20 protein-coding genes are annotated in these 25,777 nt (G+C 61.5%); 16 read left to right on the top strand and 4 right to left on the bottom strand.

Annotated features, from left to right (window positions below):
- The first annotated feature begins 84 nt into the window (after positions 1 to 84).
- From PHP59_RS02120 to PHP59_RS02085, 8 genes are all read left to right on the top strand, one after another.
- A complete protein-coding gene (locus tag PHP59_RS02120) occupies positions 85 to 5,328 on the top strand; it encodes a PGF-pre-PGF domain-containing protein (RefSeq protein WP_300162877.1) in 5,244 nt (1,747 codons plus the stop codon).
- A gap of 31 nt (positions 5,329 to 5,359) precedes the next feature.
- Positions 5,360 to 6,142, top strand: a complete 783-nt coding sequence (locus tag PHP59_RS02115) for an argininosuccinate synthase (RefSeq protein ID WP_300162873.1) — start codon at positions 5,360 to 5,362, stop codon at positions 6,140 to 6,142.
- 27 nt (positions 6,143 to 6,169) lie between these two features.
- Entirely contained in the window at positions 6,170 to 9,130 is a 2,961-nt protein-coding gene (locus PHP59_RS02110) for a PEGA domain-containing protein (RefSeq protein WP_300162870.1), read from the top strand.
- On the top strand, positions 9,106 to 10,380 hold the full coding sequence (locus tag PHP59_RS02105) for a metallophosphoesterase family protein (RefSeq protein WP_300162868.1): 1,275 nt from the start codon (positions 9,106 to 9,108) through the stop codon (positions 10,378 to 10,380). Before PHP59_RS02110 ends, PHP59_RS02105 begins: the two co-directional genes overlap by 25 nt.
- 4 nt (positions 10,381 to 10,384) lie before the next feature.
- Positions 10,385 to 11,236, top strand: coding sequence for an argininosuccinate synthase (locus PHP59_RS02100; protein ID WP_300162865.1), 852 nt, complete (start codon positions 10,385 to 10,387; stop codon positions 11,234 to 11,236).
- Positions 11,233 to 11,817 (top strand): molybdopterin-dependent oxidoreductase, encoded by a 585-nt coding sequence (locus PHP59_RS02095; RefSeq protein ID WP_300162863.1) that lies wholly within the window; start codon positions 11,233 to 11,235, stop codon positions 11,815 to 11,817. Before PHP59_RS02100 ends, PHP59_RS02095 begins: the two co-directional genes overlap by 4 nt.
- Entirely contained in the window at positions 11,814 to 12,815 is a 1,002-nt protein-coding gene (gene wtpA, locus PHP59_RS02090) for a tungstate ABC transporter substrate-binding protein WtpA (RefSeq protein WP_300162861.1), read from the top strand. Before PHP59_RS02095 ends, wtpA begins: the two co-directional genes overlap by 4 nt.
- Before the next feature lie 156 nt (positions 12,816 to 12,971).
- A complete protein-coding gene (locus PHP59_RS02085; protein WP_300162858.1) occupies positions 12,972 to 14,162 on the top strand; it encodes a PocR ligand-binding domain-containing protein in 1,191 nt (396 codons plus the stop codon).
- On the opposite strand, the gene PHP59_RS02080 is transcribed toward PHP59_RS02085, so the two are convergent.
- From PHP59_RS02080 to PHP59_RS02070, 3 genes are read right to left on the bottom strand one after another with little or no spacing between them, the layout of a single operon-like run.
- Positions 14,152 to 15,264, bottom strand: a complete 1,113-nt coding sequence (locus PHP59_RS02080; RefSeq protein ID WP_300162855.1) for a 3-isopropylmalate dehydrogenase — start codon at positions 15,262 to 15,264, stop codon at positions 14,152 to 14,154. The two genes, PHP59_RS02085 and PHP59_RS02080, sit on opposite strands and share 11 nt — an antisense overlap.
- Positions 15,243 to 15,740, bottom strand: coding sequence for a 3-isopropylmalate dehydratase small subunit (locus tag PHP59_RS02075; RefSeq protein ID WP_300162852.1), 498 nt, complete (start codon positions 15,738 to 15,740; stop codon positions 15,243 to 15,245). Before PHP59_RS02075 ends, PHP59_RS02080 begins: the two co-directional genes overlap by 22 nt.
- A gap of 3 nt (positions 15,741 to 15,743) precedes the next feature.
- Positions 15,744 to 16,997: a 3-isopropylmalate dehydratase large subunit gene (locus tag PHP59_RS02070; protein ID WP_300162850.1), complete on the bottom strand. Its 1,254-nt coding sequence runs from the start codon at positions 16,995 to 16,997 to the stop codon at positions 15,744 to 15,746.
- Between the two features lie 88 nt (positions 16,998 to 17,085).
- On the opposite strand from PHP59_RS02070, the gene PHP59_RS02065 reads away from it, so the two are divergent.
- From PHP59_RS02065 to PHP59_RS02055, 3 genes are all read left to right on the top strand, one after another.
- Positions 17,086 to 17,331: a hypothetical protein gene (locus tag PHP59_RS02065; RefSeq protein WP_300162847.1), complete on the top strand. Its 246-nt coding sequence runs from the start codon at positions 17,086 to 17,088 to the stop codon at positions 17,329 to 17,331.
- Positions 17,332 to 17,438: 107 nt separating this feature from the next.
- Entirely contained in the window at positions 17,439 to 18,263 is an 825-nt protein-coding gene (locus PHP59_RS02060) for an ion transporter (protein ID WP_300162844.1), read from the top strand.
- Positions 18,264 to 18,358: 95 nt separating this feature from the next.
- A complete protein-coding gene (locus PHP59_RS02055; protein WP_300162841.1) occupies positions 18,359 to 20,044 on the top strand; it encodes a histidine kinase N-terminal 7TM domain-containing protein in 1,686 nt (561 codons plus the stop codon).
- On the opposite strand, the gene PHP59_RS02050 is transcribed toward PHP59_RS02055, so the two are convergent.
- The gene (locus PHP59_RS02050) at positions 20,041 to 20,622 is read right to left on the bottom strand and encodes a HemK2/MTQ2 family protein methyltransferase (protein WP_300162838.1); all 582 of its coding nucleotides are present in this window, start codon (positions 20,620 to 20,622) and stop codon (positions 20,041 to 20,043) included. The two genes, PHP59_RS02055 and PHP59_RS02050, sit on opposite strands and share 4 nt — an antisense overlap.
- 341 nt (positions 20,623 to 20,963) lie before the next feature.
- Between PHP59_RS02050 and PHP59_RS02045 the strand changes: the two genes are divergently transcribed.
- From PHP59_RS02045 to PHP59_RS02025, 5 genes are all read left to right on the top strand, one after another.
- Positions 20,964 to 22,847, top strand: a complete 1,884-nt coding sequence (locus PHP59_RS02045) for an SLC13 family permease (protein ID WP_300162835.1) — start codon at positions 20,964 to 20,966, stop codon at positions 22,845 to 22,847.
- A gap of 34 nt (positions 22,848 to 22,881) precedes the next feature.
- A complete protein-coding gene (locus tag PHP59_RS02040) occupies positions 22,882 to 24,246 on the top strand; it encodes an MBL fold metallo-hydrolase (RefSeq protein ID WP_300162832.1) in 1,365 nt (454 codons plus the stop codon).
- Positions 24,247 to 24,256: 10 nt separating this feature from the next.
- A complete protein-coding gene (locus PHP59_RS02035; RefSeq protein WP_300162829.1) occupies positions 24,257 to 24,757 on the top strand; it encodes a YeeE/YedE thiosulfate transporter family protein in 501 nt (166 codons plus the stop codon).
- Positions 24,754 to 25,320, top strand: coding sequence for a YeeE/YedE thiosulfate transporter family protein (locus PHP59_RS02030; protein ID WP_300162825.1), 567 nt, complete (start codon positions 24,754 to 24,756; stop codon positions 25,318 to 25,320). Before PHP59_RS02035 ends, PHP59_RS02030 begins: the two co-directional genes overlap by 4 nt.
- A gap of 5 nt (positions 25,321 to 25,325) precedes the next feature.
- Positions 25,326 to 25,777: ATP-binding cassette domain-containing protein (locus PHP59_RS02025; protein WP_300162822.1), on the top strand; the 452-nt coding region annotated here is incomplete at its 3' end.

Here is a 25,777-nt window from a genome sequence, read left to right as displayed (position 1 = left end):
CTGATACATGTCTACATCGTGAATGGGGGATCCCCCTCCGGACAATGAGGTGAAAGTGTGAGAACAGATACCAGATTCGCAATAATGACGCTTCTGATCTTTTTTGTCGCCGGGATGCTCATCGCACCCGCGGCTGCGGCAACGACAGAAGTGACGGTTACCAAACTGGCGAGTGACGACACGACCGTCCTTGACCAGAAGACGGTCACCTGGCAGTGGATGAAGGATAACCTCCCGGTCCTCGGTGATGGCGAGACGATCTACTATACCCAGGGTCCTGTCTTCGAAGATGCATGGAAGGAGGTTCATCCCGGTGAACCCTATGATGGCTGGAACCCGACCGAGGACGTGAATCTGGTCTACAAGGACCACGGAGAGTTCATGGGCACCGACGTGAAGGACCTCTGCAACCTTGTCGGCGGTGCCAAACCGGAGGACCTCGTCGAGATCAAAGCCTATGACGGTTTATCCAAAAAGTGGCCGGCGAAGTACATTTACACCCCCAATCCCCGGCAGGGACCGATGGTGATCGCCTGGTACCATGGCAAGGACACTGGTTACGTGGATGAAAAATTCCGGAAAGGTATGCGCCTCTACTTCTTCGGCGAGACGACAAACGAGCAGGGTATGCATGTCTGGGGCAACTGGGACATGCACGAGTCCTGGGATGAAAAATACTGGTATTACTACAACAACAAGTACCCCTCAGCGAGCGGCAACTCTGTTCAGGTGGTTAACAAGATCACCATCCTCAGCGATGAACCTGCCCCCGCAGATTGGTCGATCTCCCTCAACGGCTCGACAGACCGCACCCTCACCAGGGGCGAGTTCCTCGCTCTCGCCGCAGCACACCCGGCCTCTTTCCATCACGACAAGTACGGCCTCCTTGAGGGCACCAATCTCTCCGCTGTCATCGGCCTGGTCGACGACAACGATCCCAAGACCGTGAATGCAACTCTCGCTGCGGAGAATTACACGATTACGGTCTACGGCAAGAAGAAAGGAGTCGATTACACCTCAACCTTCTACTCCACCGAAGTGACAGACGGCAAAAAGACCTATGTCCTCGGGAACAGGTTCAATGGCATTGAGATCAACCAGAGCACGTACATCGACCGCGTCTTCTTCCCCCTCTACCTGCAGGGGACTGGTGTGGACACCACGCAGCGGGCAGTCGAGCAGATCTCGAAGATCGAACTTGCCCGGCCTGATACCCCAGTCCTGACGACAATAACAGTAACTCCAGCCAGTGAAACCCTGGAGACCGAGCAGGCCAGGCAGTTCACCGCCGCCGAACTCGACCAGAAAGGCCAGGCGATGACCGATGTCACCTTTGAGTGGTCGAGCAGCAACCCATCTGTTGGAAGCGTGAACGAGACCGGATACTTCACTGCACACGCCGCGGGCACGACGACTGTCACCGCAAAGAGCGGCAGTGTAGAGGGTACGGCCAGCGTCACCGTTGTCCCTTCATTTGTCGGCAAGACAGTCCTCTTCAATGGCGGGATGAAACTGTCAGAAGGGACGTTTACTCTCACTCCCGCCGGTGGAACACCCCGCGAGGTAGGCAATTTCACGCCTTTCGGTGCTCTCGATGCAGTTTCGAAGGCTCAGGGTTTCCTCTATTCGGTCATTGAAAAGAGCGGGAAACTGAGTCTAGATAGTATTGATGCCTACGGATATGGCAGTGGATTGCGGTGGTCATGCTATGTGAATGACATAGCACTGGATGACTGGGAGAAGTACGAGGAGCAGGGTCTCCACATCTATCCTCTCAAAGACGGCGATGTGGTGACCTACTACTATGGTCCCAACGAAAAGAAGAAACCGGTCACTCCTGAGAATGCTACAACTGTCGTCAACATCGTTGTCGGCGGCGCCCCCCCCGCACCCGGCGACTGGACCCTCTCCCTGAAGGGGAAGACGACGCAGACGGTCACGAAGGCTTACTTCGAGGAGACCCTTGCCTGTAAAACAAAAGATCACACGGCTACCTGGACTGACTCAAAAACCGGTGACGTCTGGGCCGGCATGCCCCTCTGGATGCTCGTCGCCATGGTCGACGATGAGGAGACCGGCGGCCACTACACCTTCAACGACGCCCTTGCAGCCAAAGGCTACTCGGTGAAGGTCACCTCGAAGGACGGTTACTCGATCAACATCCCGAGTTCCGAGATGGCCCGCAGCAGCGGTTTCATCGTTGCAAACACCCTCAATGGTGAGACACTCCCCGCAACGATCGGTGAGAAGAAAAAGCCCTGCTGGCCTCTCCAGATCAAGGGCTCCGAAGCCGACGCCGGACAACTTGTCGGCGCCATCGCCTCCATCGAACTCGTCGGCCTCCCAGAACCTGATCAGGGCTGGACCCTGAAGGTCTGCGGTGCCATCAACGACACCATCACCCAGGCAGAATTTGAAGAAGCAGGCTGTCACGGTGGTGTCGAGTATACTGACGGCAAGGGCCGTGTCTGGAGCGGTGTGCCCCTCTGGTTCCTCGTCGGCGTCTCCGACAACATCGAGACCACCAATCACTGGACCTACGATGACAAACTTGCCGCAACTAACTACACAGTGAAGATCGTCTCCGGTGACGGGACAACAATCTCTCTCGGCAGCAAGCAGATCAACAGGAGCAGCGACTACATCCTTGCCGACAGACTGAACAGTACGCCGATTGCCGATACAGATTCATCATATCCGCTCAGGCTCGTTGGTGATTCTGCTGGTAAAGGCCTGAAGAATGTCGTGGAAATCGACCTTGTCGACCTCATCCCCGGCCCGGCGCCTGAGGGCTCCTGGAACCTCGAACTGAAGGGGAAGATCGATTACATCGCCACCGAGGAATTCTTCGAGCAGGCAGTCGCCTGTTCGCATCACACGGCTACCTGGACCAATCCGGAGACCGGTGAACGCTGGTCCGGCCTCCCGCTCTGGGACCTCTGCGGCTGGGTCGATGACCGCATCCCCCATGGATCGAACGGCTTCAACGACGGTGCGGCGACGGCCGGCTATACGGTGATCGTCACAGCCGGGGACGGCTACTCCAAGGAGTTCTCCAGCAAGGACATCGCCCGGAACAATGGGTATATCATTGCAAACACACTCAACGGCACCGCTCTCCCGAAGGACGGGAGCAAGGCACCCTGGCCCCTGCGGCTTGTCGGTCCTGCTGTCTCAGGCAGCAACAGCGTCGGCAGCATCGCCAGGATCGAACTGACCGAGTTCCAGAAACCGACCAAGATCCCTGACCTCCACATCATCAAGTACGGCGCGGACGGCACGACCATCGTCGCCGAGAAGACCCTTAACTACACCTGGATGCAGGAGAACCTCAAGGTCTACGGCGACGGCGAGACAGTCTACCGCTTCCAAGGCCCGACCTTCGACCCGGACGACCTCTGGAACCCAGAAGAGAACAAGAACGCCAATCCTGGCAAGGTCTACGGCGCCGTGAAGGGTACGTCCCTCAAGGACCTCTGTGACCTCGTCGGCGGCATGGAAACCGGCACCGAGATCACCCTTGAGGCGGTCGACGGTTACCAGACCAAGATGAACTACACCAACGTCTATGCCCCCCTTGACCGGCAGGGCACCGCTGTCCTTGCATGGTACATGAAGGGCGACGGCTATGTGCCGGACTATGGTGACGGCTACAGGCTGTTCTTCATCACCCCCGACAAGGTCTTCGGCAACGAAGACATGAGGGTCTCCTTTGCCTCGCAGTACCACCACTTCTACTTCGATAGTGGCATAAAATACCCCTCTGCAGGCGGCCTATCGGCACGGAACGTCGCCACCATCAAGATAGTCCCCCTTGAGAAGGACTGGACCCTCTCCCTTGAAGGCACCATCTCCGCCTCGATGAGCAAGCACTACTTCGAGGAAGGTGTCGCATGTGAAGCGACCCATCGGGCTGAGTATAAGGACGACAAAGGCCGTGTCTGGCAGGGCATGCCCCTCTGGCGTGTCATTGGCTGGGTGGACGACGACAACGAGCACACCGGCCGGGCCTTCAACGATGCAATGACGGCCGAGGGCTACACCATCCACATCGTAGCCTCGGACGGTACCGAGACGACCATCGACTCCAGGAACCTGAGCCGCTATGATGACACCAACTACATCCTCGCCAACTCTCTTGACGGCAGGCACATCCAACCCGAGGACAGCAGCTGGCCGCTCAGACTTGTCGGAACCGCCATAGGCACATCGACGAAGGGTGTTGTGCGGATAGCGTTCATCCCGCCGGGTATGGGCGATGCTGTCCAGCAGATCGGCACCATCCCGGCAGGCACGAAGAAGAACTTTACCGTCGAGAACTGCACCTTCTCGAACCTCACCCTGAAGGCGAAGGGTGACATCAACGGCGGTCAGTTTGCCGTCTCTGCAGTAAACACCCTCCCGCAAGACGTCCCGAAACCCGAGTATCAGGTCTACCAGCTCATCCATGTCCTGTACCCCCAGTCCCAGGACTCCCTCGGCGAGGCCGAGGTCACCTTCTCCGTCCCGCTCTCCTGGCTCTCTGCACAGGGTATCGCAGCAAAGGACGTGAGGCTCATGCGGTACCACGACGGCGTCTGGCAGCAGCTTCCGACGACCTACCTGGAGAGCCGCGGCGGTTCCGCCTACTTCGCAGCGACGACGCCGGGCTTCTCGTACTTCGCGGTCGGCGGCACTCCAACCCCAACCCCGACGGTTTCACCTCAATACCGCTCCTCATCCTCTGGCGGTACAGCGGCGATATCGGCCATTTCCGGCTCCATCCCGGCAGGTGAATCGAAGTCCTTCTCCGTGACCGAGACCGCGTTCTCAACGATCACGGTCAGCGCCTATGACCGGATCGAACACTTCCTCTTTACGGTGAAGAAGGCAAGCCTGCCGAAGGGCGCCCCGGCACCAGAGGGTGCGGTCTACGAGATCCAGGAGGTCACACTTTACAAGACCGACCCGTCGGCGATCGAAGGAGTTACCATCGAGTTTGCCGTTGACGCCGCGTGGCTGAAGGCCCAGGGCGTTTCGGCCGGCGACGTGACCCTCCTCCGGTACGTGAACGGAGAGTGGATCCGTCTGGAGACGACCTTCGTCGAGGAAAAGGACGGGAAGGCATACTATTCGGCCCGGTCCCCGGGCTTCTCCTTCTTTGCCATCACCGCGGAGAAAGGTGCGGCAGTGACCCCCGACGATGCGCAGGCACCGGTGGGAGAGGTCACGACTCCGGCGGTCGAGACAACAACAACGACTGCTCCAACGACCCCACAGAAGTCGCCGGTCTTCTGGGCCCTGCCCTTCATCGCCCTCGGCGCCCTTCTCCTCCTCCGGAGAAGGTGATATTCTCCTTTTTACACTCTGGGTGAAAAACATGAAAAACCATAGCATTGTGTCGATCATCATCCTCGCCGTCTGCCTTCTTGTCCTGCCGGCGGTGGCGACGACCGACGTCCATATCGTCAGGTATGCCCCTGACGGCACGACCGTCCTCACCGAGACGACGGTGAACTATACCTGGATGGAGACGAACCTTCCCGTCCTCGGCGATGGTAAGACCCACTACTACCACCAGGGACCGACCTTCAATGAGTCTGACCTGTGGGATCCTGCCGAGTACCAGAACGTGGAGAGCAGGGACTATGGTGCTGTGAAGGGCACCGCCGTCAGGGCCCTCTGCGACCTTGTCGGCGGCATGGGACCCGACGACACCCTCCGGGTGAAGGCAGAGGACGGGTTCTACAAGAATTTCTCCTACGCAACCGTCTATGGCGACGACCCGCGGAAGGGCACGATAGGCCTTGCCTGGTATGTCGGCGAGGACTCCGTCACCGGCGACCCGCAGGGCTCGGGCTATGTCCCTGAGTACTATGACGGCATCCGCCTGATCTTCTTTGCCGACGCCTCGACGAATCCGTGGGGCCGGCATGTCTTCGGGGACAACGATATGAAGGAGACCCTGCCCGAGGACGAGTGGCATCTCTACAGCGGAAAATGGCCGTCGACGAGCGGTCTCTCTGTCAAGCAGGTGAGCAACCTTGAGATCTATACGCATAACAGTGCAGCAGGCAAGGAGAAAGTACCCGCTACGCAGGCACCCCTCGGAATTGCCGTGGTCCTTGCGGCCCTCGCCGCCGTATGCGCCCTCAGGAGATGAAGATCTGCCGTGACTCTAACAACATATATGACGGAAAAAAAATCCCTCCTTCTCCTTGCCGTTCTCCTCTTCATGGTGGCGGTGGTCGCAGTGCCGGTCTCGGCCGCAACGACGGAAGTGACGATTACCAAACTGGCGAGTGACGACACGACCGTCCTTGACCAGAAGACGGTCACCTGGCAGTGGATGAAGGATAACCTCCCGGTCCTCGGTGATGGCGAGACGACCTACTACAACCAGGGACCTGTCTTTGAGGACGCGTGGAAGGAGGTTCATCCAGGCGAGCAATATGACGGCTGGAACCCGACCGAGGACGTGAATCTGGTCTACAAGGACCACGGAGAGTTCATGGGCACCGACGTGAAGGACCTCTGCAACCTTGTCGGCGGGGCCGAACCGGAGGACCTCGTCGAGATCAAAGCCTATGACGGTTTATCCAAAAAGTGGCCGGCGAAGTACATTTACACCCCCAATCCCCGGCAGGGACCGATGGTGATCGCCTGGTACCATGGCAAGGACACCGGTTACGTGGATGAAAAATTCCGGGAAGGTATGCGCCTCTACTTCTTCGGCGAGACGACAAACGAGCAGGGTATGCATGTCTGGGGCAACTGGGACATGCACGAGTCCTGGGATGAAGAATACTGGTATTACTACAACAACAAGTACCCCTCAGCGAGCGGCAACTCTGTTCAGGTGGTTAACAAGATTACCATCCACAGCGATGAACCTGCATCTTCCGGGGGATCGGGAGGGTCTGGCGGCGATGGCACAAGCAAGCCCACTGGATTCACGGGTTCGGCCCTCTCAGTCACCGACAAAGGCACGGTGAACGGCACGGTGCAGGTCATCACCTCTGAAGGAGGTTTCTGCACCCTGGAGAGCGGTGATTCCTGCACCATCTTCCTGAACACGACCGGCATAGGTAAGACCTCCGGTGTGCGCCTCTATCTCTTCGGGACAAACAACACGGGTAGTCCGTCTGAAGACGGTACCGACCTTGAAGTCTCCCTGGGGAACATGGGCCTCAGGGCCGAGGCATATTATACCGACGACGCGAAGGGACGCAACCCGGCAGTCGAGACCTGGCGCTATGCCCTGAAGACGCTTCCGTCGGCGAATCATACTCTCCATGTCAGGAATACAGGAGAGGATAAGAGCTCGCTCACCCTTTCTGGTGGCGTCCTCGTCGTACCGCTTCCCGATACCTCGGGCAACCGCACTTCCTGGTGGATTGCCGAGGGTGCCGATGTCATCCAGGCAGACCCCGCATCGGGGGTTTCAGAAGACGACGCCTGCACCACCGCCGATTTCACCGATCCGATAGGGCAGCGGGACGACCGGACAGTCGTTGCTCTCAGTGTCGTCAGCACAGGTGCGGCAGGGAATGACACATTCACAAACCGCGTCGTCCTCAATGGCGGGGAGTGGACCAACCTCCTATCCGGAGGGGAGGACGCCGTCAGCATCGGCAGGGCCGATGCGACTCCCTATCTCAGGGATGCAGGGAATAAAGTCGAGATCGCAAGTATCCCGACCGGCGATCCCGGCGACTACATTGAGAACAGGATCGTCCTCCTTGCCGTGACCCGGATGCCTGTCCGGGCCCTCCCGGTCACGACCGCGACGGTGCCGCCGACAGAGACGACCACAACCGTTGAAGTAACCAGTGTTCCAGTGACAGAGACCGAAACTTCCGGAGATCTCTTTTCCGGAATATGGGCGATGATCGCCGGGTGGTTCGGCATCGGAGGGGATGAAAAGATCCCGGCACCGGCCGGGACGGGAGAGAAAACTGACGTCCCGACCCAGACTCCCGCTCCTCTGATGACGCCTTCAGCGACTCACGCTACGGTCACCGTCATCACACACCCCGCTGGTGCGCAGGTCTTCCAGGACGGGGTATACACCGGTCTGATCACCCCTGCCAGTCTCTCTGACCTGCCGACAGGAGACCACATCCTCAGGATCGAACTGGAGAACTACCGCCCCTACGAGACCGCCTTCGACCTCGATGAGGACACCGATGTCGCTGTCTCCCTCGAACCCTGCAACCCGAACCTCCATGTCGACCCCCTCTGCCTCACCCTTGCCGCCGTCCAGGGGATGGACTCCCGTTCGGGCGGCATCTATGTGGAGGCGAGCGACGATGGGGCAGACATCTACATCGACAACAAAAAGATCGATGTACAGACCCCGCAGGTGGTTAACGGCCTCAAGGAAGGCCTCCACCGCGTGAAGGTGAAGAAGGCGAAAGCCTCCTATGCCGTCGACACGAAGGAGGTCTGTGTCTCTCCGGGCGTCGTCGTCCCTGTACGTTTTGACCGGAGCGAGAATGCGATACAGAAGACCCTCACCGTTGATGTCCCCGCGTATAAGGGGGCACCCTGTTCTGTCAACGGCTACTATACCGGCAAGAAGGTGCCGGCGACGATTAAGTTCGGCGGTCTGAACTCCTTTGTATCATTCAGCAGGAACGGGTCCTATATTTCTGTCCCGATCTCCAACTTTGCCGAGGACGGGAGCACCCTGACACTCCAGCCCGTGACCGACGGCCTGACCTCTCTCCGGGTTGACTCTACCCCGCAGGGTGCCGAAATTTTCGTGGACGGTTTCGACACCGGGCGTGCAACTCCCTACACCGTGGAGAATGTCTCGCCGGGGCGCCATCGGGTCATGCTCGCCAAACCGGGCTACCTCCCGAAGGAGGATGTGGTCCTCGTCCCGAAGGGGAGCGAAAAGGTGGATGTGAAGTTCATGCTTGCGTCCTATGCCAGCGGTTCCCTGTACGTGAACAGCACGCCCGACGGAGCGAAGATCTATCTCTACGGCCAGAACACCGGGGAGGTGACGCCCCATCTCTTCACCGGCATGGACATCGGCGTCTACTCGGTCAAGGTCGTCGGCCGCTCGGACTCGAGGACCGTCGATGACGTGCTGGTCAGGCCCGGGGAGGTGACAGAGTGCAAGGTCAGGCTCAGGAGATGAAGAGGGGCGGACTTTTCCTTCCTCTTCTCTTTATTCTTCTCATGGTCCTCCCGTCAGCCGTTGCCGCTGGAAATGCCCCATTTCTCTGGGGGCCGTACGTCACCGGCACCGACGGGACGACGGCCGTTGTTTCCTGGAAGACCGCGGAACCGTCTGACGGAACGGTCGCCTATGCGACGGCCGAGGAGTTCGCAAAGGCCGGAGAGTATGCGCACACGATTGCAGACCCCTCTGGTGTAACCCTCCACCATGTGCGGCTGACAGATCTCACGGCCGGGACGACGTACCTCTATGCCGTCACCGCAGGGGATGCCAGGAGTCAGGACTGCCGGTTCATGACCGCCGGTTCCGGGCCGTTCACCTTTGCGGTGTACAGTGACACGAGGGGGCAGGTCCCCCTCTTCTCCCAGATGGAGAGGCACAGGCTTGTTGCCGACAGGATTGCGGAGGAGGAGAACCTCTCCTTTGTCATCCACTGCGGCGACTTCGTCACCTTCGGGAACGACCTCGCCGAATGGGACGAGTATTTCGCGGCGGCGAAGGGGATGCTTGCGAACACCACTCTGGTACCCGCCCTCGGCAACCACGAGGGGAACAGGACGCCTTACTATGACGCCTTCGGCGTCCCGGAGTGGTACTCCTACGAATGGGGCGACGCGCATGTCGTCGTCCTGGACTCGAACGACTGGGCAAAGGGACGGATCGACGAGGAGACCGCCTGGCTGGAGGCCGACCTCGCCCGGTCTTCGGGCCCGACCTTCGTCGCCTTCCACCACCCGGTCTTCTCGTCCAATGAACGTCACTGGGGCGGCGACCGCGTCCTGCAGAGGGAATGGGCGCCTCTCTTCGACCGCTACAACGTAACGGCGGTCTTCAACGGGCATGTCCATGCCTATGAACGCTATGCGGTCAACGGGACGCCGTACTTCGTGATCCCGTGCGGCGGGGAGGAACTCTTCCCTCTTGCCGAAAAAAAGGCCCAGGGTTTTGAAAACGGCCTCGACCACACCCTCGCGTACCTGCGGGTCAGTGTGGACGGAGAGAGGGTGACAGTCTCCACGGTGCCTGTTGCCAGGATCTCCGGGGATAACAGGGAGGTTGTGAGCCTCTACCCCCGGAATAGCACTTTCGAGACGATTGAAATGACGCCGAAGACAGAGAGGGAGAACGCTGCACAGGCGCCTCTCTCTCCCTTCTGTGCATGTGCAGCGGCCGGTATGGTCGCCCTGTGGATGAAAAAAGAAAGGTGATTTTATGAACGTAACAAAGAGTGTATTTCTGCTCCTGCTCCTCTGCGCATGTATCGCAGGGGCGCAGGCCGCACCGACGACCTCGGTGCATGTGGTAAAGTTTGCGGACGACGGCACCACGGTGCTCAATGAGACGACCGTCGACTACCGGTGGATGGAGGCGAACCTCCCTGTCCTCGGCGACGGCACGACCCACTACTACCACCAGGGCCCGGTCTTCTCCGAGGACAAGGAGGCCCAGTGGGACAGGAACGAGACCACGAACTTCAAGGACCGCGGCGCGGTGAAGGGGACGAACGTTGCCGACCTCTGTGACCTTGTCGGCGGCATGCAACCCGGCGACGAGGTGATGGTCAAGGCAGGTGACGGATATCACATCGAGTTCGGATACAAGAATGTCTATGAACCCGAGCCGCGCCAGGGGCCGATTGGTGTTTGCTGGTACAATGGCGAAGACGCGGCTGTCGGCGAGCGGCAGGGCGTCGGCTATCCGCCGGACTATCATGTTGGGATGCGCCTGGTCCTCTTTGCCGACAACTCCACTAACCCGGAGGGCAAGCATGTCTTTGGCAACCAGGATATGCGCGAGTGCTTCCCACCTGAGCGCCTCCACCTCTTCGATGACCTCTATCCCTCGACTTCAGGCTATACGGTAAAGTGGATCGACGAGGTACGGGTCTATGAGGGCGGGTATAGTGGAGCGAAGAATGTCCCGGTCAAGTCACTCCAGGGATCTGCCGCGGTCGAGACAACAGAGATCCCGACGGCCACACAGACCGTCCAGAGTCCGGGGCCGCTCTTCGGACTCCTGGCAGGGCTTGGTGCTGCCGTCTTTGCAAGGAGGATGCGGGGATGAAGACTCGTTTCGTTTGGTTCCTGGCTGTCTTTGCCCTCATCTGCGCTGTAGCCGCCTGCGGGTGTATCGGGACCACTGGAACTACTGATCCCGCCGTTCAGGCTGTTGAGGATATATCCTGGAACCTCACAGTTTCTGACGGCACCAATGAAAAGGTACTCTCCTTCTCTGAGATTAAAAACCTCCCCGCCTGGGAAGGCTATGGCTATGCGGTCTCCACGGTTGGGATCAAGTACGGGCCATACAATGTCAAGGGCGTAACCCTTACAACACTGGTCGATCTCGTTGGCGGGTCTGGAGAAGGCGATCAGGTCGGAATCACAGCCCCTGACGGCTACTACTGGGTCTTCGATGACGAGCAGATGGCCGGGAAGGGTTTTGTGACCTTTGACCAGAACCTCAAAGAGAAATCCTCACCTACTCTTACCTTGGTCCTCGCCTACGAGTTCAATGGAACAGCGATCCCTGATGGAGACGGCGGTCCCTTGCGGATCGTGGTCGGCACCGGTGAACCAAACACTATCACCGAGGGGAGCGCCTGGGTGAAGTGGGTGGACCGGATCGAGGTGAAACGTTCATGAGGGGCACCCCCCTCATTCTCCTCGCTCTTGCGGCGGTGTTTGTCCTTGCGGCCGGGTGCACCGGTGGTGACGACACCCCTACAACCCTGAAGGTCGTCCCGGCCGGGAGTCTTCTTCTCCCTATGGAAGAGATAGAGGCCGGTTTTGAGGCGTCCCACCCTGGTGTGGACGTCCAGATTGAGGGGCACGGCTCCATCCAGTGCATCAGGCAGGTGACTGACCTCCACCGTCCCATCGATGTGGTGGTGGTCGCAGATCAGGCCCTCATCCCTGACATGATGTACCGAACGATGGTGGATAGGGAAGGGAACTACACAGACACGTATACCCCCTTTGCGACCAACCAGATGGTCGTCGCATACACGGACCAGAGCAGGTATGCAGACGAGATCACCACCGAGAACTGGCATGAAGTGCTTTCGAGGCCTGACGTCGTCGTCGGGATCTCGAACCCGATGCTCGATGCCGCAGGCTACAGGGCACTGATGGTGACGACCCTGGCAGAGAGATATTACCGGGACGACGGCCTCTTCGACGCCGTCCTCGGCGATCACCTCAGGCCGAATGTGACGGTGGAAGAAAAGGGCGGCGTCACGTCCATCACCCTTCCCGAGGTGCTCAAGCAGGAGACAGGGAAGGTCAGGATACGCGACGGCAGCATCTTCCTCCTCTCCCTCGTCGAAACCGGGGGGGTGGACTATGCCTTCGAGTACCTGAGCGTGGCGGAGGGACACGGCCTGAAGTACGTCACCCTGCCGCCCGAGATCGACCTCGGCTCTGCAGCATATGCAGGCGACTATGAGAAGGCCGTCGTCAAACTCGGTTTTCAGCGTTTCGGTTCCATTGGGAGCGAGCGGATAGGCAACCCCATCGTCTATGCGGCGACGGTCCCGAACTCTGCCTCCCACCCCGACCTTGCCCGCGAGTTCATGGACTATATGATCACTCGATTCTCAGAGGGTCGTGGCGAGGGATGGCCCTCGCCCCTCCCTGCCTGAGGGTCGGACATACAGCATAATTTCTATTTTTCTATTTTGGTCACAGATTGAATGTTCGAGAAATAAAAGAGTCTTGTTTAATGTAATGATATAAAACAAACCTTACTAATAGTATTGATATTTTATTTATGGGTACACGAACCTTTACGGAGGACGATGGGCCACAATACTCCTGAAAGAGGGATTAAAATCTCTGATTTCACCGATGTCGGCAAGCTGAAGGCGCTGATGGAGAACCTCCACGACATCACCGGCGTCCCCGCCTGTATCCTCACCCGCGACGGCGTGCAGGTGGCCACGACCAGGGGCTGGAGTTTCTGCACAGAGTCCTGCCGCCTGTGTGCGGGTGGGCCGGCCCTCTCCTGCTGTGACAGTGGTCGGGTATTGGGCCTGAAAGGCGGGGAGTCCGTCATGGTCAGGTGTCGGGGAAGTTCCAGGATGATCGTCGCTCCTGTCTGCCTGGAAGGCAGGCCTGTCGCATTTTTCTGCGGCGGGCCTCTCTCCTGTCCTGACGAGAGGGAGATGCCGGCATCCCCGGCGGCGGTGCCTCTCCTCTCCCCGGAGAACGTTTCCCGTGTCCTCTCCCTCGCCTCCACCTTTGCAGGGATGCTCTCGATGTGCATCACCCACAGTTTCCAGCTTGTCAGGGAGATGGAAGGTCGGAAGCTGGCTGAAAACCGTCTTCACGATTCCGAGGGCCTATACAGGACGATCTTCGAGCACAGCGGAACCGCGATGGCGATTGTCAGGGACGACGGTTCGATCGTGCGGGCGAATCTTGGTTTCGGGAACCTGCTCAAGATCGATCAGAACGTGCTCTGCGGGATACCCTGGACCCTGTTCGTCTCCCCTGAGGAGAGGGAGAGGATCCTGGTGATCCATGAAAAACGCGATCTGGATCCCCTTTTTTCGATGAACGGCTATGAGATCGCCCTCACCAGTGTGGACGGCAGGCAGATCTCCGCGGTCCTGCATACAGGCAAGATCCCGGGAAACGACTGCTATGTGCTCTCCCTCCTCGACGTGACCGAACGCCGGCGCCTTGAAGAGATGCGGGAGGAGGCATTTGCCCAGATAGACCGGAACTTCGCCCAGCTCGCCGTCCTCAACGACCGGATCAGAAACCCGCTGACTGCCATCGTGGGCCTTGCCGGGATGGCAGAGGGTGCTTTTTCTGAGAAAATCCTCAGGCATGCGATGGAGATCGACGATATCGTCACCCATCTCGACGAGCGCTGGCTGGAGTGTGAGACCGTCCGCGGCTTCCTGCGAAGGCATTACGGCACAGAGGGGGGGCGGTCGGGCTCCCCCTCCGCTTCAGAGGATAAAAATAAGTTTATTCCCTGATCCGCGCCGAGATGCGGTCGCCGACGTCCGCGGTTCCTGCCGCGCCGCCGAGGTCGCGGGTCACGACGCCGTCCCGGATCGTCCCCTCGATTGCCCGCACGATCCCTTCTGCCGCCTCGTGCTCGCCGAGGTGGTCGAGGAGGAGGCCGCCGGCCCAGATGGTGGCGATGGGGTTCGCGACGCCGAGGCCCTTGTACTTCGGGGCCGACCCATGGATGGGCTCGAACATCGAGGTCCCTTTCGGGTTGATGTTCCCGCCTGGCGCAAGGCCGAGGCCGCCCTGGATCATCGCCCCGAGGTCGGTGATGATGTCGCCGAACATGTTCGGGGTGACGACGACGTCGAACCACTCCGGGTTCTTGACAAACCACATCGTCATGGCGTCGACAAAGGTGAACTCGGTCGTCACACCTGGGTGGCGCCCCGCCACCTCGGAGAAGACCTCCCTCCAGAGGCCGTAGACGTCGGAGAGGACATTTGCCTTGTCGACGGAGGCGACTTTCCTGCCCCGCCTCTCGGCCAGGTCGAAGGCGTACTCCATCACCCGCCGGCACCCCTCGCGGGAGAGGACGCCGATCTGGTAGGCGATCTCCTCGGCGTCGCTCTCGACGTCGAGGCCGAACTTCACCGAGTAGAGGTCGCGGACAACTTCGAGCTCCTTTATTTCGCTTTTCCTGAAGCGCGAACCGATCCCGACATAGAAGTCCTCGGTGTTCTCCCGCACCACGACGAAGTCGATGTCCGCAGGCCCCTTCCCGGCAAGAGGGGTCTGGACCCCCTGCAGAAGACGGATCGGCCTGAGGTTCACGTACTCGTCGAAGAAGAACCGCATCTTCAGGAGGACGCCCTTCTCCAGGATGCCGGGCTTCACGCGCTCGTCGCCGATGGCGCCGAAGTAGATCGCCGGGTACCCGGAGAGTTCTTTCAGTTCCTCCTCCGTGATCAGCACCCCGGTCTCCAGGTACCTATCGGCCCCGATATCGAAATCTGTCCACCCGATCTCGAAGCCGTACTTCTCCCCCGCGGCATCGAGGACCTTCTTCCCCTCGTCGAGGATCTCGGGCCCGATGCCGTCGCCGCCTATCGCCGCGACCCTGTACACAGTTCCACCTCTTTCATCTCCTTTGCATAGTCGACCAACCCACCCGCGTCCACGATCGCCTGCATGAAGGGCGGCACAGCTTCGACCGCGTACCTGACGCCGTCAGACTCGATGAAACCGCCCACCGGGTCGACCTTTATCTCGTGCCCTTCGAGAAGGGCGCTCGTGTCCGGGCAGACGAGGGGGAGGAGTCCGGTGTTCACCGCGTTCCGGTAGAAGATCCGGGCAAAGGACTCTGCCACGACGACCTTCACCCCCGCACCGAGAAGGGCGAGGGGGGCGTGCTCCCGAGAGGACCCGCAGCCGAAGTTCCTGCCCGCGACAACGACGTCGCCGGGACGAACCCCTGTCCTGAAGTCGTCCCTCGTCCCCTCGAAGACATGCTCCGCGAGTTTCCCGGGGTCGTACTCGGTGAGGAACCGCCCCGGGATGATCGCGTCCGTGTCGATATCGTCGCCGAATGTCCAGATCCGCATCTTTCACACCTCCCTCGGGTCGGTGATCTCGCCGGTGATCGCACTCGCCGCCGCCGTCGCCGCGGAGCAGAGGTAGACCCCGGCCTCCGTGCTCCCCTGACGCCCCCTGAAGTTCCTGTTCGAGGTGGAGAGGGAGACCTCGCCCGGGGCGAGGAGGCCGAAGGCCCCGCCCATGCACGGCCCGCAGCACGGCGCCTCGACGAGTGCGCCCGCCTCGACGAAACGCTCGATCAGTCCGGCCCTGAGGGTCTTCAGGTACTCCTCCTTCGAGGCCGGGATCAGGACCACCCGCACCGCGTCGGAGAATTTCCTGTCGCCGAGAACCCCGGCGGCCTCGGCAAAGTCCTCGTACCGGCCGTTCGTGCAGGAACCGATGAAGACCTGGTCGACGTGGGTGCCGGCGACCTCGTCGACGCCGACGACATGGTCCACATTGTGGGGGACCGCGACCTGCGGCACGAGGTCGGCGACCTCGTACTCCCGCCACTCCGCATAGACGGCGTCCCTGTCGCTCGCAAGGTCGAAACCGGCGGCGTCGGGCCGGCGTGCCTGCACGTATTCCCTGGTGATGGTGTCGGGCGGGACGATCCCGGCCTTCGCTCCCATCTCGATCGCCATATTGGCGCAGGTCATCCGCCCGGCCATCGGCATCGACCTGAAGGTCTCGCCGGCGAACTCCAGGGCCTGGTAGGTGGCGCCGTCCGCGCCGATGTCGCCGGCGATCGAGAGGATGAGGTCCTTTGCCCCGACGCGGGGTGCGAAGGCGCCGTTCACTTCGACCCTGATCGAGTCGGGCACCCTGAAGTAGAGGGCGCCGAACTTGAGGACAAAGCCCATGTCCGTCGAGCCGATGCCGGTCGCAAACGCGCCTGCAGCGCCGTACATGCAGGTGTGCGAGTCCGAACCGACGACGATCTCGCCGGGCGCCGCATGCCCCTTCTCCAGGACCACCTGGTGGCAGACGCCCTCCCTGAGGTCGTAGTTGTGGATGCCCTGCCCGAGCGCGAACTCCCGCATGAACTTCTGGTTCTCGGCCGCCTGGATGGAGTCGGCCGGGACCTGGTGGTCGAAGAGCATCACGATCCGCGCCGGGTCGAAGACCCGCTCCCCACCCATCTCCCTGAACTTCTGAATGGCAAGGGGGCCGGTGATGTCATGGATCATCGCGCGGTCCACGGCCGCCATCACCACATCGCCTGCCTCTATCTCCTTCCCGCACCGGGAAGAGAAGATCTTTTCAACGAGAGTCGCTCCCATGCTGTGATCAACCGATCAATCGCGCCCTCCACGGTTAAGAGGTTTGGGGGGGGCAAAGTTTGATGGCGGGTGAGGGAGAGTCTCACCCATGCTCAGGTGTCCGACGTGCGGGAGCACCGACCTCTACCAGGTGCTCGGCGGGTATGCCGGGACGATGTACCGGTGCAAGAGGTGCGGGTACACCGGGTCTTTTGTCATCGAGTCGGAGGAGGAACTCCCGCCGCCCGATGAGGGGACGATAAACCGGGCACATATGCAGCATTCTGTCTATCCCGGGATAAAAATCGCCGCTCTCCTCTTCCTCCTTTTCCTCCTCCTGAATCATCTCCTCTGAGGGGTGCCGGGGAACACCGCCCTTCTCCCGTCACTCCAGAAGAACCGGGATCTTCGGGCATCCCGGCGATACATCCATACCTCATCCCGGAAAAAAGTATACTATCGATGCTCAGAGACCGGGTCTACAACATTCTTGAGAGCACTCCCGCAGGCGGCATCGCGGGGAGCGTCTTTGGCTTCTTCATCGCCGCGCTCATCCTCTTCAATGTCGCTGCCGTGATCCTTGCCACCGACGAACCCCTGTACCTCGCCTTCCAGCCAGCATTCGATCTCTTCGAGGTCTTTTCGGTGGCCGTATTCTCCGTCGAGTATCTCCTCCGCCTCTGGACGGCCCCCTGCAACCCGGCATTCAGGGGGATCGGTGGGAGGGCACGCTTTGTCGCCACGCCGATGGCGGTGATCGACCTCCTTGCGGTTCTCCCCTTCTACCTGCCGATGGTCCTGCCCCTCGACCTCCGTGTCATGCGGATGCTCAGGATACTGCGGATCTTCAGGCTCCTGAAACTCTATCGGTATTCCGATGCCCTCAAGACCCTGGGCCGTGTACTCAGCGCCGAGAGGGAGGCGCTCATCGTGGTGGGGTTCGTGCTCGTCATCCTCCTGGTGATCACCTCGACCCTGATGTACTTCGTCGAGCACGACGCCCAGCCCGATGCCTTCTCCAGTATCCCGATGGCGATGTGGTGGGCGGTGGCAACCCTCACCACCGTCGGCTACGGCGACGTCTACCCGATCACCCTCCTCGGGAGATTCCTCGGTGGATGTATCGCCATCCTCGGCATCGGTATGTTTGCTCTCCCTGCCGGCATCCTTGCCTCGGCCTTCGGGGACGAGATCAGGAACAGGCACAGGAAAAAGCAGGTCTGCCCGCACTGCGGGAAGTGCATCGACGAGCCTCTCTCCGGGGAAGAGGACGCGGAAAAACGGTGAGGCCGGAGATCCTTGTGTCTCTGCCGGATCCGGTGGCATGAGGAGGGATTTTACCCCTGGACGACCAACTCTATGAATTCCCTCTGTGACCTCCGATGATCTGGCAGTACTCCCCCTTAGTTCTCCCTCTGGCCGTCTCGGCCGTCATGACCCTGGTCCTTGCGGCCATAGCATGGCATAACAGGAAGGTTCCCGGGGGAGTGCCACTCACGATATTTCTCCTGGGTGCGACTGTCTGGAGTGCCGCCTATGCCCTGGTGCTCTCCGTCGCCGACCTGCCGTCAAACCTCCTCTTTACTTATGTCGAGTACGCGGGCATCATGGCCGTCTCCCTGGCGTTTGTCCTGTTCGTCATCTCCTATACAGGGCGCGAGAGCCTGCTCACCCGTACATGGCGGTGCGCCCTCCTGCTCTTCCCGGCATGTGTCTTTGCCGCCCTCCTCACCAACGACCTCCACCACCTGTACTATACCGGCTTTATGCCGGTGGTCGTTGCCGGGTCTATCGTATGGGTCTTCGTGCACGGCCCGCTCTTCTGGGTGGCATGGATAGGTTTCGCCGCCATGACCATCGCTGCGATCGCCCTTCTTGTCAGCCATCTCATCTCGTCCCCCCCGGTGTACCGAACGCAGATCCGGCTCCTCCTGGTTGCGTCTCTCGTGCCTCTTGTGGCCAACCTCCTCTATGTCTTCGGTATGGGGCCTGTACGGGGGCTGGACCTGACCCCGCTGAGTTTCCTCGTCACCGGCCTGACCCTGGAGATGGCGACGATCCGGTACAGGCTCTTCTCGGTGACGCCGGTGGCGCGGTCCCTCCTTCCCAGGATCATGACGGACGGCATGGTCGTGGTCAATGAGGCCGGCGTGGTCGTCGATATCAACCCGGCCGCAGCCTTGATCGCAGGGATGCCAGAAGAGGCAGCAATCGGCCGCCCCTTCGATCAGGTCCTGCCGGCGTTCGCCCGGTTCATTGCAGGATGCCCGAAGGAGGCCGAGGTGGAGGTGACGACCGATGGGGCGCCCCATATCTTTGCCGTCCAGTGCCAGCGCGCGGCCGGCGTCTCCCGCGACCTGCACGGCCACCTGCTCGTCCTCCACGACATCACCGAACTGCGGAACGAGCAGGCAGCACTCCGGAGGGCGAACGAGAAACTGAACCTGCTCGAAGGGATCACCCGCCACGACACCCTCAACCTGCTCGCCGGGGTCATCGGCTACCTCGACATCGCCCTGGAGTCGGACGACCCTGAGGAGATCAGGGGGTACGTCAGAAAGAGCCTCGATGCCGCCGGCACGATCCGCCAGCAGATGGAGTTTGCCCGCGAGTACCAGGCTGTCGGGATGGACCGCCCCCAGTGGTTTGACCTGAAGGGCGTAGCAGAAAGGGCGCTGGGGTCGGCCCGGCAGGGGGGGATGCGCACCGAGGTCGCCGTCGACGGTGTGGAGGTCTATGCCGACCCCCTCCTTGAACGGGCCCTGTATAACCTGGCCGACAACGCGCTGGAGCATGGCGTCGAGGTGACGGTCATCAGGATATCCTGCCGCACCGAGGGGGAGCGCCTCACCATTGTCGTGGAGGACGACGGTGTTGGTGTCCCCGAAGGAAAGAAGGAGGAGATATTTCTCAGAGGGTTCGGGAAGCATACCGGTCTCGGCCTCTTCCTTGTCAGGGAGGTTCTCGGGATCACCGGCATGACGATCAGGGAGACCGGGACGCCCGGGGTCGGGGCCAGGTTCGAGATCGCGGTCCCGCCGGAAAGTTTCAGGCTCCGCAGGCGTTAATCTCCGTGTCCGGCACAGAGGCAGAGGTCGCGGCTGATCCGCAGCACGATGAGGTCTTCGCCCTCCACACGCTCCTCCGCGGCGAGGAGCACGATATAGCCGAGGCCGGCAAAGATTTTCCGCACCTCGTCGGGGTCGGTCAGGGATGAGACGAGGAGGAGGATGCGACCGAAGGGTGCGAGCACCCGCCCGACGTCGTCGGCAAACCGCTCGATCGTCTCCCTCCCTGTTGGGCCGCCGTCCAGCGCGTATTCGAGCCAGTCGTCGATCCTCTCCTCCGGTGCGGTCGGGAGGTACGGCGGGTTGAAGAGGACGAGGTCGAAGGGGCCGCGGACCCCTGTCATCAGGTCGGTCCGCACCGTCTCGACGCCCCGCTCCCGCCCCGCCAGCACCGCGTGGGGGTTGATGTCGGTGGCGACGACGCTCCCGGCCCGGCCGAGGAGGGCCGCCGTAACCGCCCCGCTCCCGCACCCCACTTCGAGGACATGGTCGCCCGGCCGCACCTCCTCGAGGGCGGCGTCGCGGAGGAGGAAGGTGTCCTCCGCGGGTTCGTAGACCTGGTCGTGCTGGTACTCCATTAGTGTTTCTCCGGTTTGTTCTTCTCTGACTTATCCCTGTGGATAATTCCTGGAAGACCCTCTCCCCTCTTTTTGCCGGGCCATATCCCTCTCATGCAGGGTTTATTTATAATCTCAATGGCGCGCCGGGGCCCCGTGAGGATATTTTATCTCTTATATGGATTATTTTCAATATCTCATCTTTTCTGTCTTCAGATGATACTATAGGCCTTCTTCAATTTCCTGAATGTAAAACGATTGTATCAATATCTTTCATAGCCGTATCGGTCACCCCTCCAGTGTATGAAGTCGAAGATGCTGATTGTGGCGGCACTGCTCTGCGCCTTCCTGCTGGGCAGAGGATGCGGCTGATCCTCTCCCCCGCCACCGAATGTTTTAATGGCGTGCCGGGCCACCACCGGAAAGAGGGGATGCCGAACCCGGAGGGCCGTGGAATGGAGACGGAGATCATCCTGATGTTCCTTGTTATCGGGACAGCGTTCGTGCTCTTCGTCACCGAACTCCTTCGGGTCGACCTTGTCGCGCTCCTTGTCCTCCTCCTGCTCTTCTGGTTCGGGCTTGTGACTCCCCAGGAGGCGATCTCGGGGTTTGCCAGCAACGCCGTGATCGCCATCATCTCGGTGATGATCCTCGGCGGCGGTATCGAACGCACAGGCGTCATGAGCCACCTCAGTCGTTTCATCGTCGGCATTGCCGGGAATGGGGAGAGACGGCTTTGCGCCCTCTTCTCCGTTGCCGTCGGCCTCGTCTCCGCATTCATACCGGCCATCGGGTCGGTCGCCCTCTTCCAGCCCGCGCTGATGAGGGCCGCAAAAATGACCGCAGTCCCGCCCTCCCGTCTTGTCATGCCGATGGGTTTTGCGGCGCTCAGTGGCGGCACCCTCACCATGATCGGGTCAGGGGCCCTGATCCTCCTGAACGACCTCATGGTCGCCAGCGGTGCCGAGGCGTTCGGGTTCTTTACCGCGACGCCGGCGGGTCTCCTCCTCCTCTGCACAGAAGTCCTCTACTTCCTCCTGCTGGGGGTATACGTCCTCCCTCCCGGCCGCGCCGGAACCCGCCGACCGGGGAGTCAGGAAGACCTCGTGGACACCTGGCACCTTCCCGCAGCGATGCACCACTACGTCATCCCGGCCTCCAGTCCTCTCGCCGGCAGGGAGCGGGAAGAGGTGCGCCTGAAAACCGATTACTCCCTCCACCTCCTCGCCGTCACGGAAGAAGAAGAGGTCTCCTATGCACCCTGGCGGCATGCCACCCTGCGTGCCGGGCAGTACATCACCCTCCTCGGAAAAGCGGAGGACGCAGAACGCTTCGCAGCCGACTACTCGCTCCAGACCGTCCCCGACCGGGAGCGCCTCTCCGCGAAGGTGGGAGGGGCGTATGCCGGTTTTGCAGAGGTCATGGTCAGGCCGCACGCGCCGGTCGTCGGCCGGACCTTCAGGGCGATCGCGTTCAGAAAGACCTACGGCGTCGAACCCCTCATGCTCTCCTCACAGGGCGTCGAGATGCGCATGGACTTCTCCGACACCCCCCTCACCGCCGGCGACACCATCGTGGTCTTCGGGCCATGGAACAACATCCACGCCCTTGCCGCCGACCCGAACTTCGTGCTCTCCACACGAGTCGAGGAACCCCCGATGCGCAGAGAGAAAGCGCCCATCGCTCTCCTCTGTTTTGCCGGGGGGATCGCCCTCACCCTCACCGGCATCCCGATCTCCATGGGCCTCCTCACCGGGGTGCTCGTCATGGTCCTTGCGGGGGTGCTCACCATCGACGAGGCCTATCGCACCATCGACTGGAAGACGGTCTTCCTGCTCGCAGGCCTCATCCCCCTCGGGACCGCGATGATCACCACCGGGACGGCGGCACTGATCGCCGGGACCGTGATCCCGCTCGTCGGAAACGCCCACCCCCTCCTGCTCTTCATCGGCATCGGAGCACTCGCGACCCTCTTCACCTTGCTGATGTCCAATCTCGGGGCAGTCGTCATCCTGGTCCCGATCGCCCTCCTCGTCGGCGCCGAGACCGGGACCGACCCCCGCGGCCTCGCCCTCCTTGTGGGGCTCTGCGCCTCCAACTCGTTCCTCCTGCCGACGCATCAGGTGAATGCCTTTCTCATGTCATCGGGCGGGTATCACACGGTTGATTATCTGAAAGCAGGCGTTGTCCTGACCGTTCTCTTCCTCCTCATCGTCTCGGGATGGATTTATATGGTCTTTGGATGATCATCGCTCCAGAGATGGATGGAGTGAACGGAGAATGGTGATTCAGCAGTTCTTCATACCGGGCATCGCGCACAGTTCCTATCTCGTCGGTGCGGCCGGCACCTGCGCCGTCGTCGATCCGGCGCGGGACGTCGACCGTTATCTCGACGCCGCGGCAGACCTCGGATTCGCGATCACGCATGTCCTTGAGACGCACCTCCACGCCGATTTCGTCTCCGGCCACATGGACCTGGCGGAGAAGACCGGCGCCCGGATCTATGCGCCGGAATCGGGTTCATGCGCGTTTCCGCACGAACCGGTCGCCGACGGGACAGAGTTCTCGGTCGGGGATATCAGGTTCGACGTCCTCGATACGCCGGGGCACACCCCGGACGGCGTCACCTACGTGGCCACCGACCTCTCCCGCGGTGATGACCCCGTCGCCGTCTTCCCCGGCGACACCCTCTTTGTCGGCGACGTGGGTCGGCCCGACCTCTTCCCCGGACAGGCGCGGGACCTTGCAGGGCGTCTCTATGATAGCCTGCACGAGAAGATCCTCGCCCTCCCCGACCACTGCATGGTCTTTCCCGCGCACGGCGCCGGGTCGCTCTGCGGCCGGGCGATGGGATCGATGCGGTCGACCACCATCGGCTACGAGCGCCGGTATAACGCGGCATTGAAGATCGCCGACAGGGAGGAATTCATCAGCTCGCTTACCACGGGCATGCCCCCTGCCCCTGACCATTTCAGCAGGTGCAGCGAGATCAACCGCCGCGGCCCGCCCCTCGTCCGCACCCTCCCGGCGATCAGGCCGATGAAGCCGGCCGAGTTCAGGGATCGGGCCGGGAAGGGCGATGCGGTCGTCCTCTCAGTCAACGACTACGCCGCTTTCGGGGGTCAGCACGTCCCGGGCAGTTATCATATCGACCTTGCCGGCAACTTCTCCACCTTTGCCGGGTGGGTGCTCCCTCCGGAGAGGGAGGTCCTGCTCGTCGCCGGGACTCAGGCAGAGGCGGAGGCGGCGGTGGTCATGCTCCGCCGGGTGGGGTTGGACCGCACCGTCGGCTACCTCGACGGCGGCGTCCATGCCTGGGTGACGGCCGGGTATCCCGCCGCTCATGTCCCTCAACTCTCGCCGGCTGAGACGCATGCGATGATCACGGGAGGAAGGGCCGTGCTTGTGGACGTGCGGGCGCCGGAGGAGTACGAGGAGGACCATGTGGAGGGGGCGGTCAATATCATGGTGACAGACCTGCGGGAGCGCTCCGCGGCGCTCGACCCCGCCCGGCCCCTCGTCGTCATGTGCAGGACAGGCCACCGTTCGAGCCTCGGGTGCAGCATCCTCAAACAGAAAGGGTTTGTCGAGGTCTCCAACGCCGCCGGCGGGATCACCGGCTACCGTGCGGCAGGATATGCCTGAGGTGGAGGCAATGGACTGGACACCTTATATCGCAGGCGCCGGGATCGGCGTGCTCAGCTGGCTCGCGTTCCTCCTCTCCGACCGCCCTCTCGGGTGCTCGACGGCCTATGCCCGGGCGAGCGGCATGATCGAGCGTGCCGTCCGCGGGAAGGCGGTGCTGGACAGAGCATACTACAAACAGTTTGCCCCGCGGATCGACTGGGAGGTGATGCTGGTGCTCGGCATCGTGATCGGTGCCTTCGCAACGGCCTTCCTCACCGGGGAATTTGCCCTGGTCTGGGTCCCGCCGACTTTTGAAGCGGCATTCGGGCCGTCTGTCCCCCTGAGGATCGTCGTCGCCCTCGCCGGCGGCGTCCTGATGGGGATAGGTGCGCGCTGGGCCGGCGGGTGCACGAGCGGGCACGGGATCTCAGGCACTCTCCAGATGGCCCTCTCGAGCTGGGTTGCGGTCGTCGTCTTCTTTGCAAGCGGCATACTCTCTGCCTTTCTCCTCTACGGGGTGTGGCCATGAAGGACGCCCTGACGCGCCTGCGCCGGAATGCGCCGGTGCAACTCTCTCTCGGACTGGCGCTGGGGGTCGCCTTCGGCGCCTGCCTCCAGGTCGCCGGGGTCACGCGCTATGATGTGATCATCGGCCAGCTCCTGCTCACCGATTTCACGGTGGTGAAGGTGATGCTCAGTGCGGTGGCCGTCGGCACGCTCGGCGTCCACCTGATGCGGGCGGCGGGTCTTGCCGACCTTCACATCAAGCCGGGTTCGGTCGGCGCAACGGTCGTCGGCGGGGTGATCTTCGGCGCAGGTTTTGCGGTCCTCGGCTACTGTCCAGGGACGGTGGCCGGCGCCGTCGGGTCGGGCGCCCTCGACGCCCTCGTCGGCGGGGTGACCGGCATCCTCATCGGGGCCGGCATCTTCTCGGCTCTCTACCCCCGCCTTGAGGCGTCGGTGCTCGGGCTGGGGAGGTTCCCGACCGCCACCATCCCCGAGATCCTGCATGTCAACCCCCGGGTGGTGGTGGTGCCGCTCGTGCTCCTGATCGCGGCCGTCCTCTACGGCCTTGAATACCTGGGGCTCTGATCGGGATGGCGCACAGAGAGACGTTCCAGACCTCTGCCCGGCCCCCGCCGTTGCTGGACTTCGCGCATATCGCCGTCATGAGAGAGGACAGAAAAGTCCTCGACTTCCTCTCCCTCACCGTCGGTGCCGGCGAGCACCTCGCCATCCTCGGACCGAACGGGTCGGGGAAGTCGTCCCTGATCAAGACGATAACGCGGGAGTACTACCCGCTGACGCACCCGGACCGCAGGTTTTCGGTCCTCGGCGAGGAGGTGTGGCAGGTGGGCGCCCTCCGCTCCCTCCTCGGCATCGTCTCCGCGGACCTGCAGTTCACCTTCACCCGCGATATCGCCGGGCGTGACGTCGTCCTCTCCGGTTTCTTCTCCAGTGTCGGCCTCTTCAGGCACGAGGTCACCCCGGCGATGGAGGGCAGGACTGAAGAGATTCTCAATTTCCTGGAGATAGAACACCTTGCGGC

The organism is Methanofollis sp. (assembly GCF_028702905.1).
Lineage (GTDB): Archaea > Halobacteriota > Methanomicrobia > Methanomicrobiales > Methanofollaceae > Methanofollis.
The sequence above is the reverse complement of the archived record's forward strand: the minus strand, read 5'-3'. Positions and strand labels throughout refer to the sequence as shown.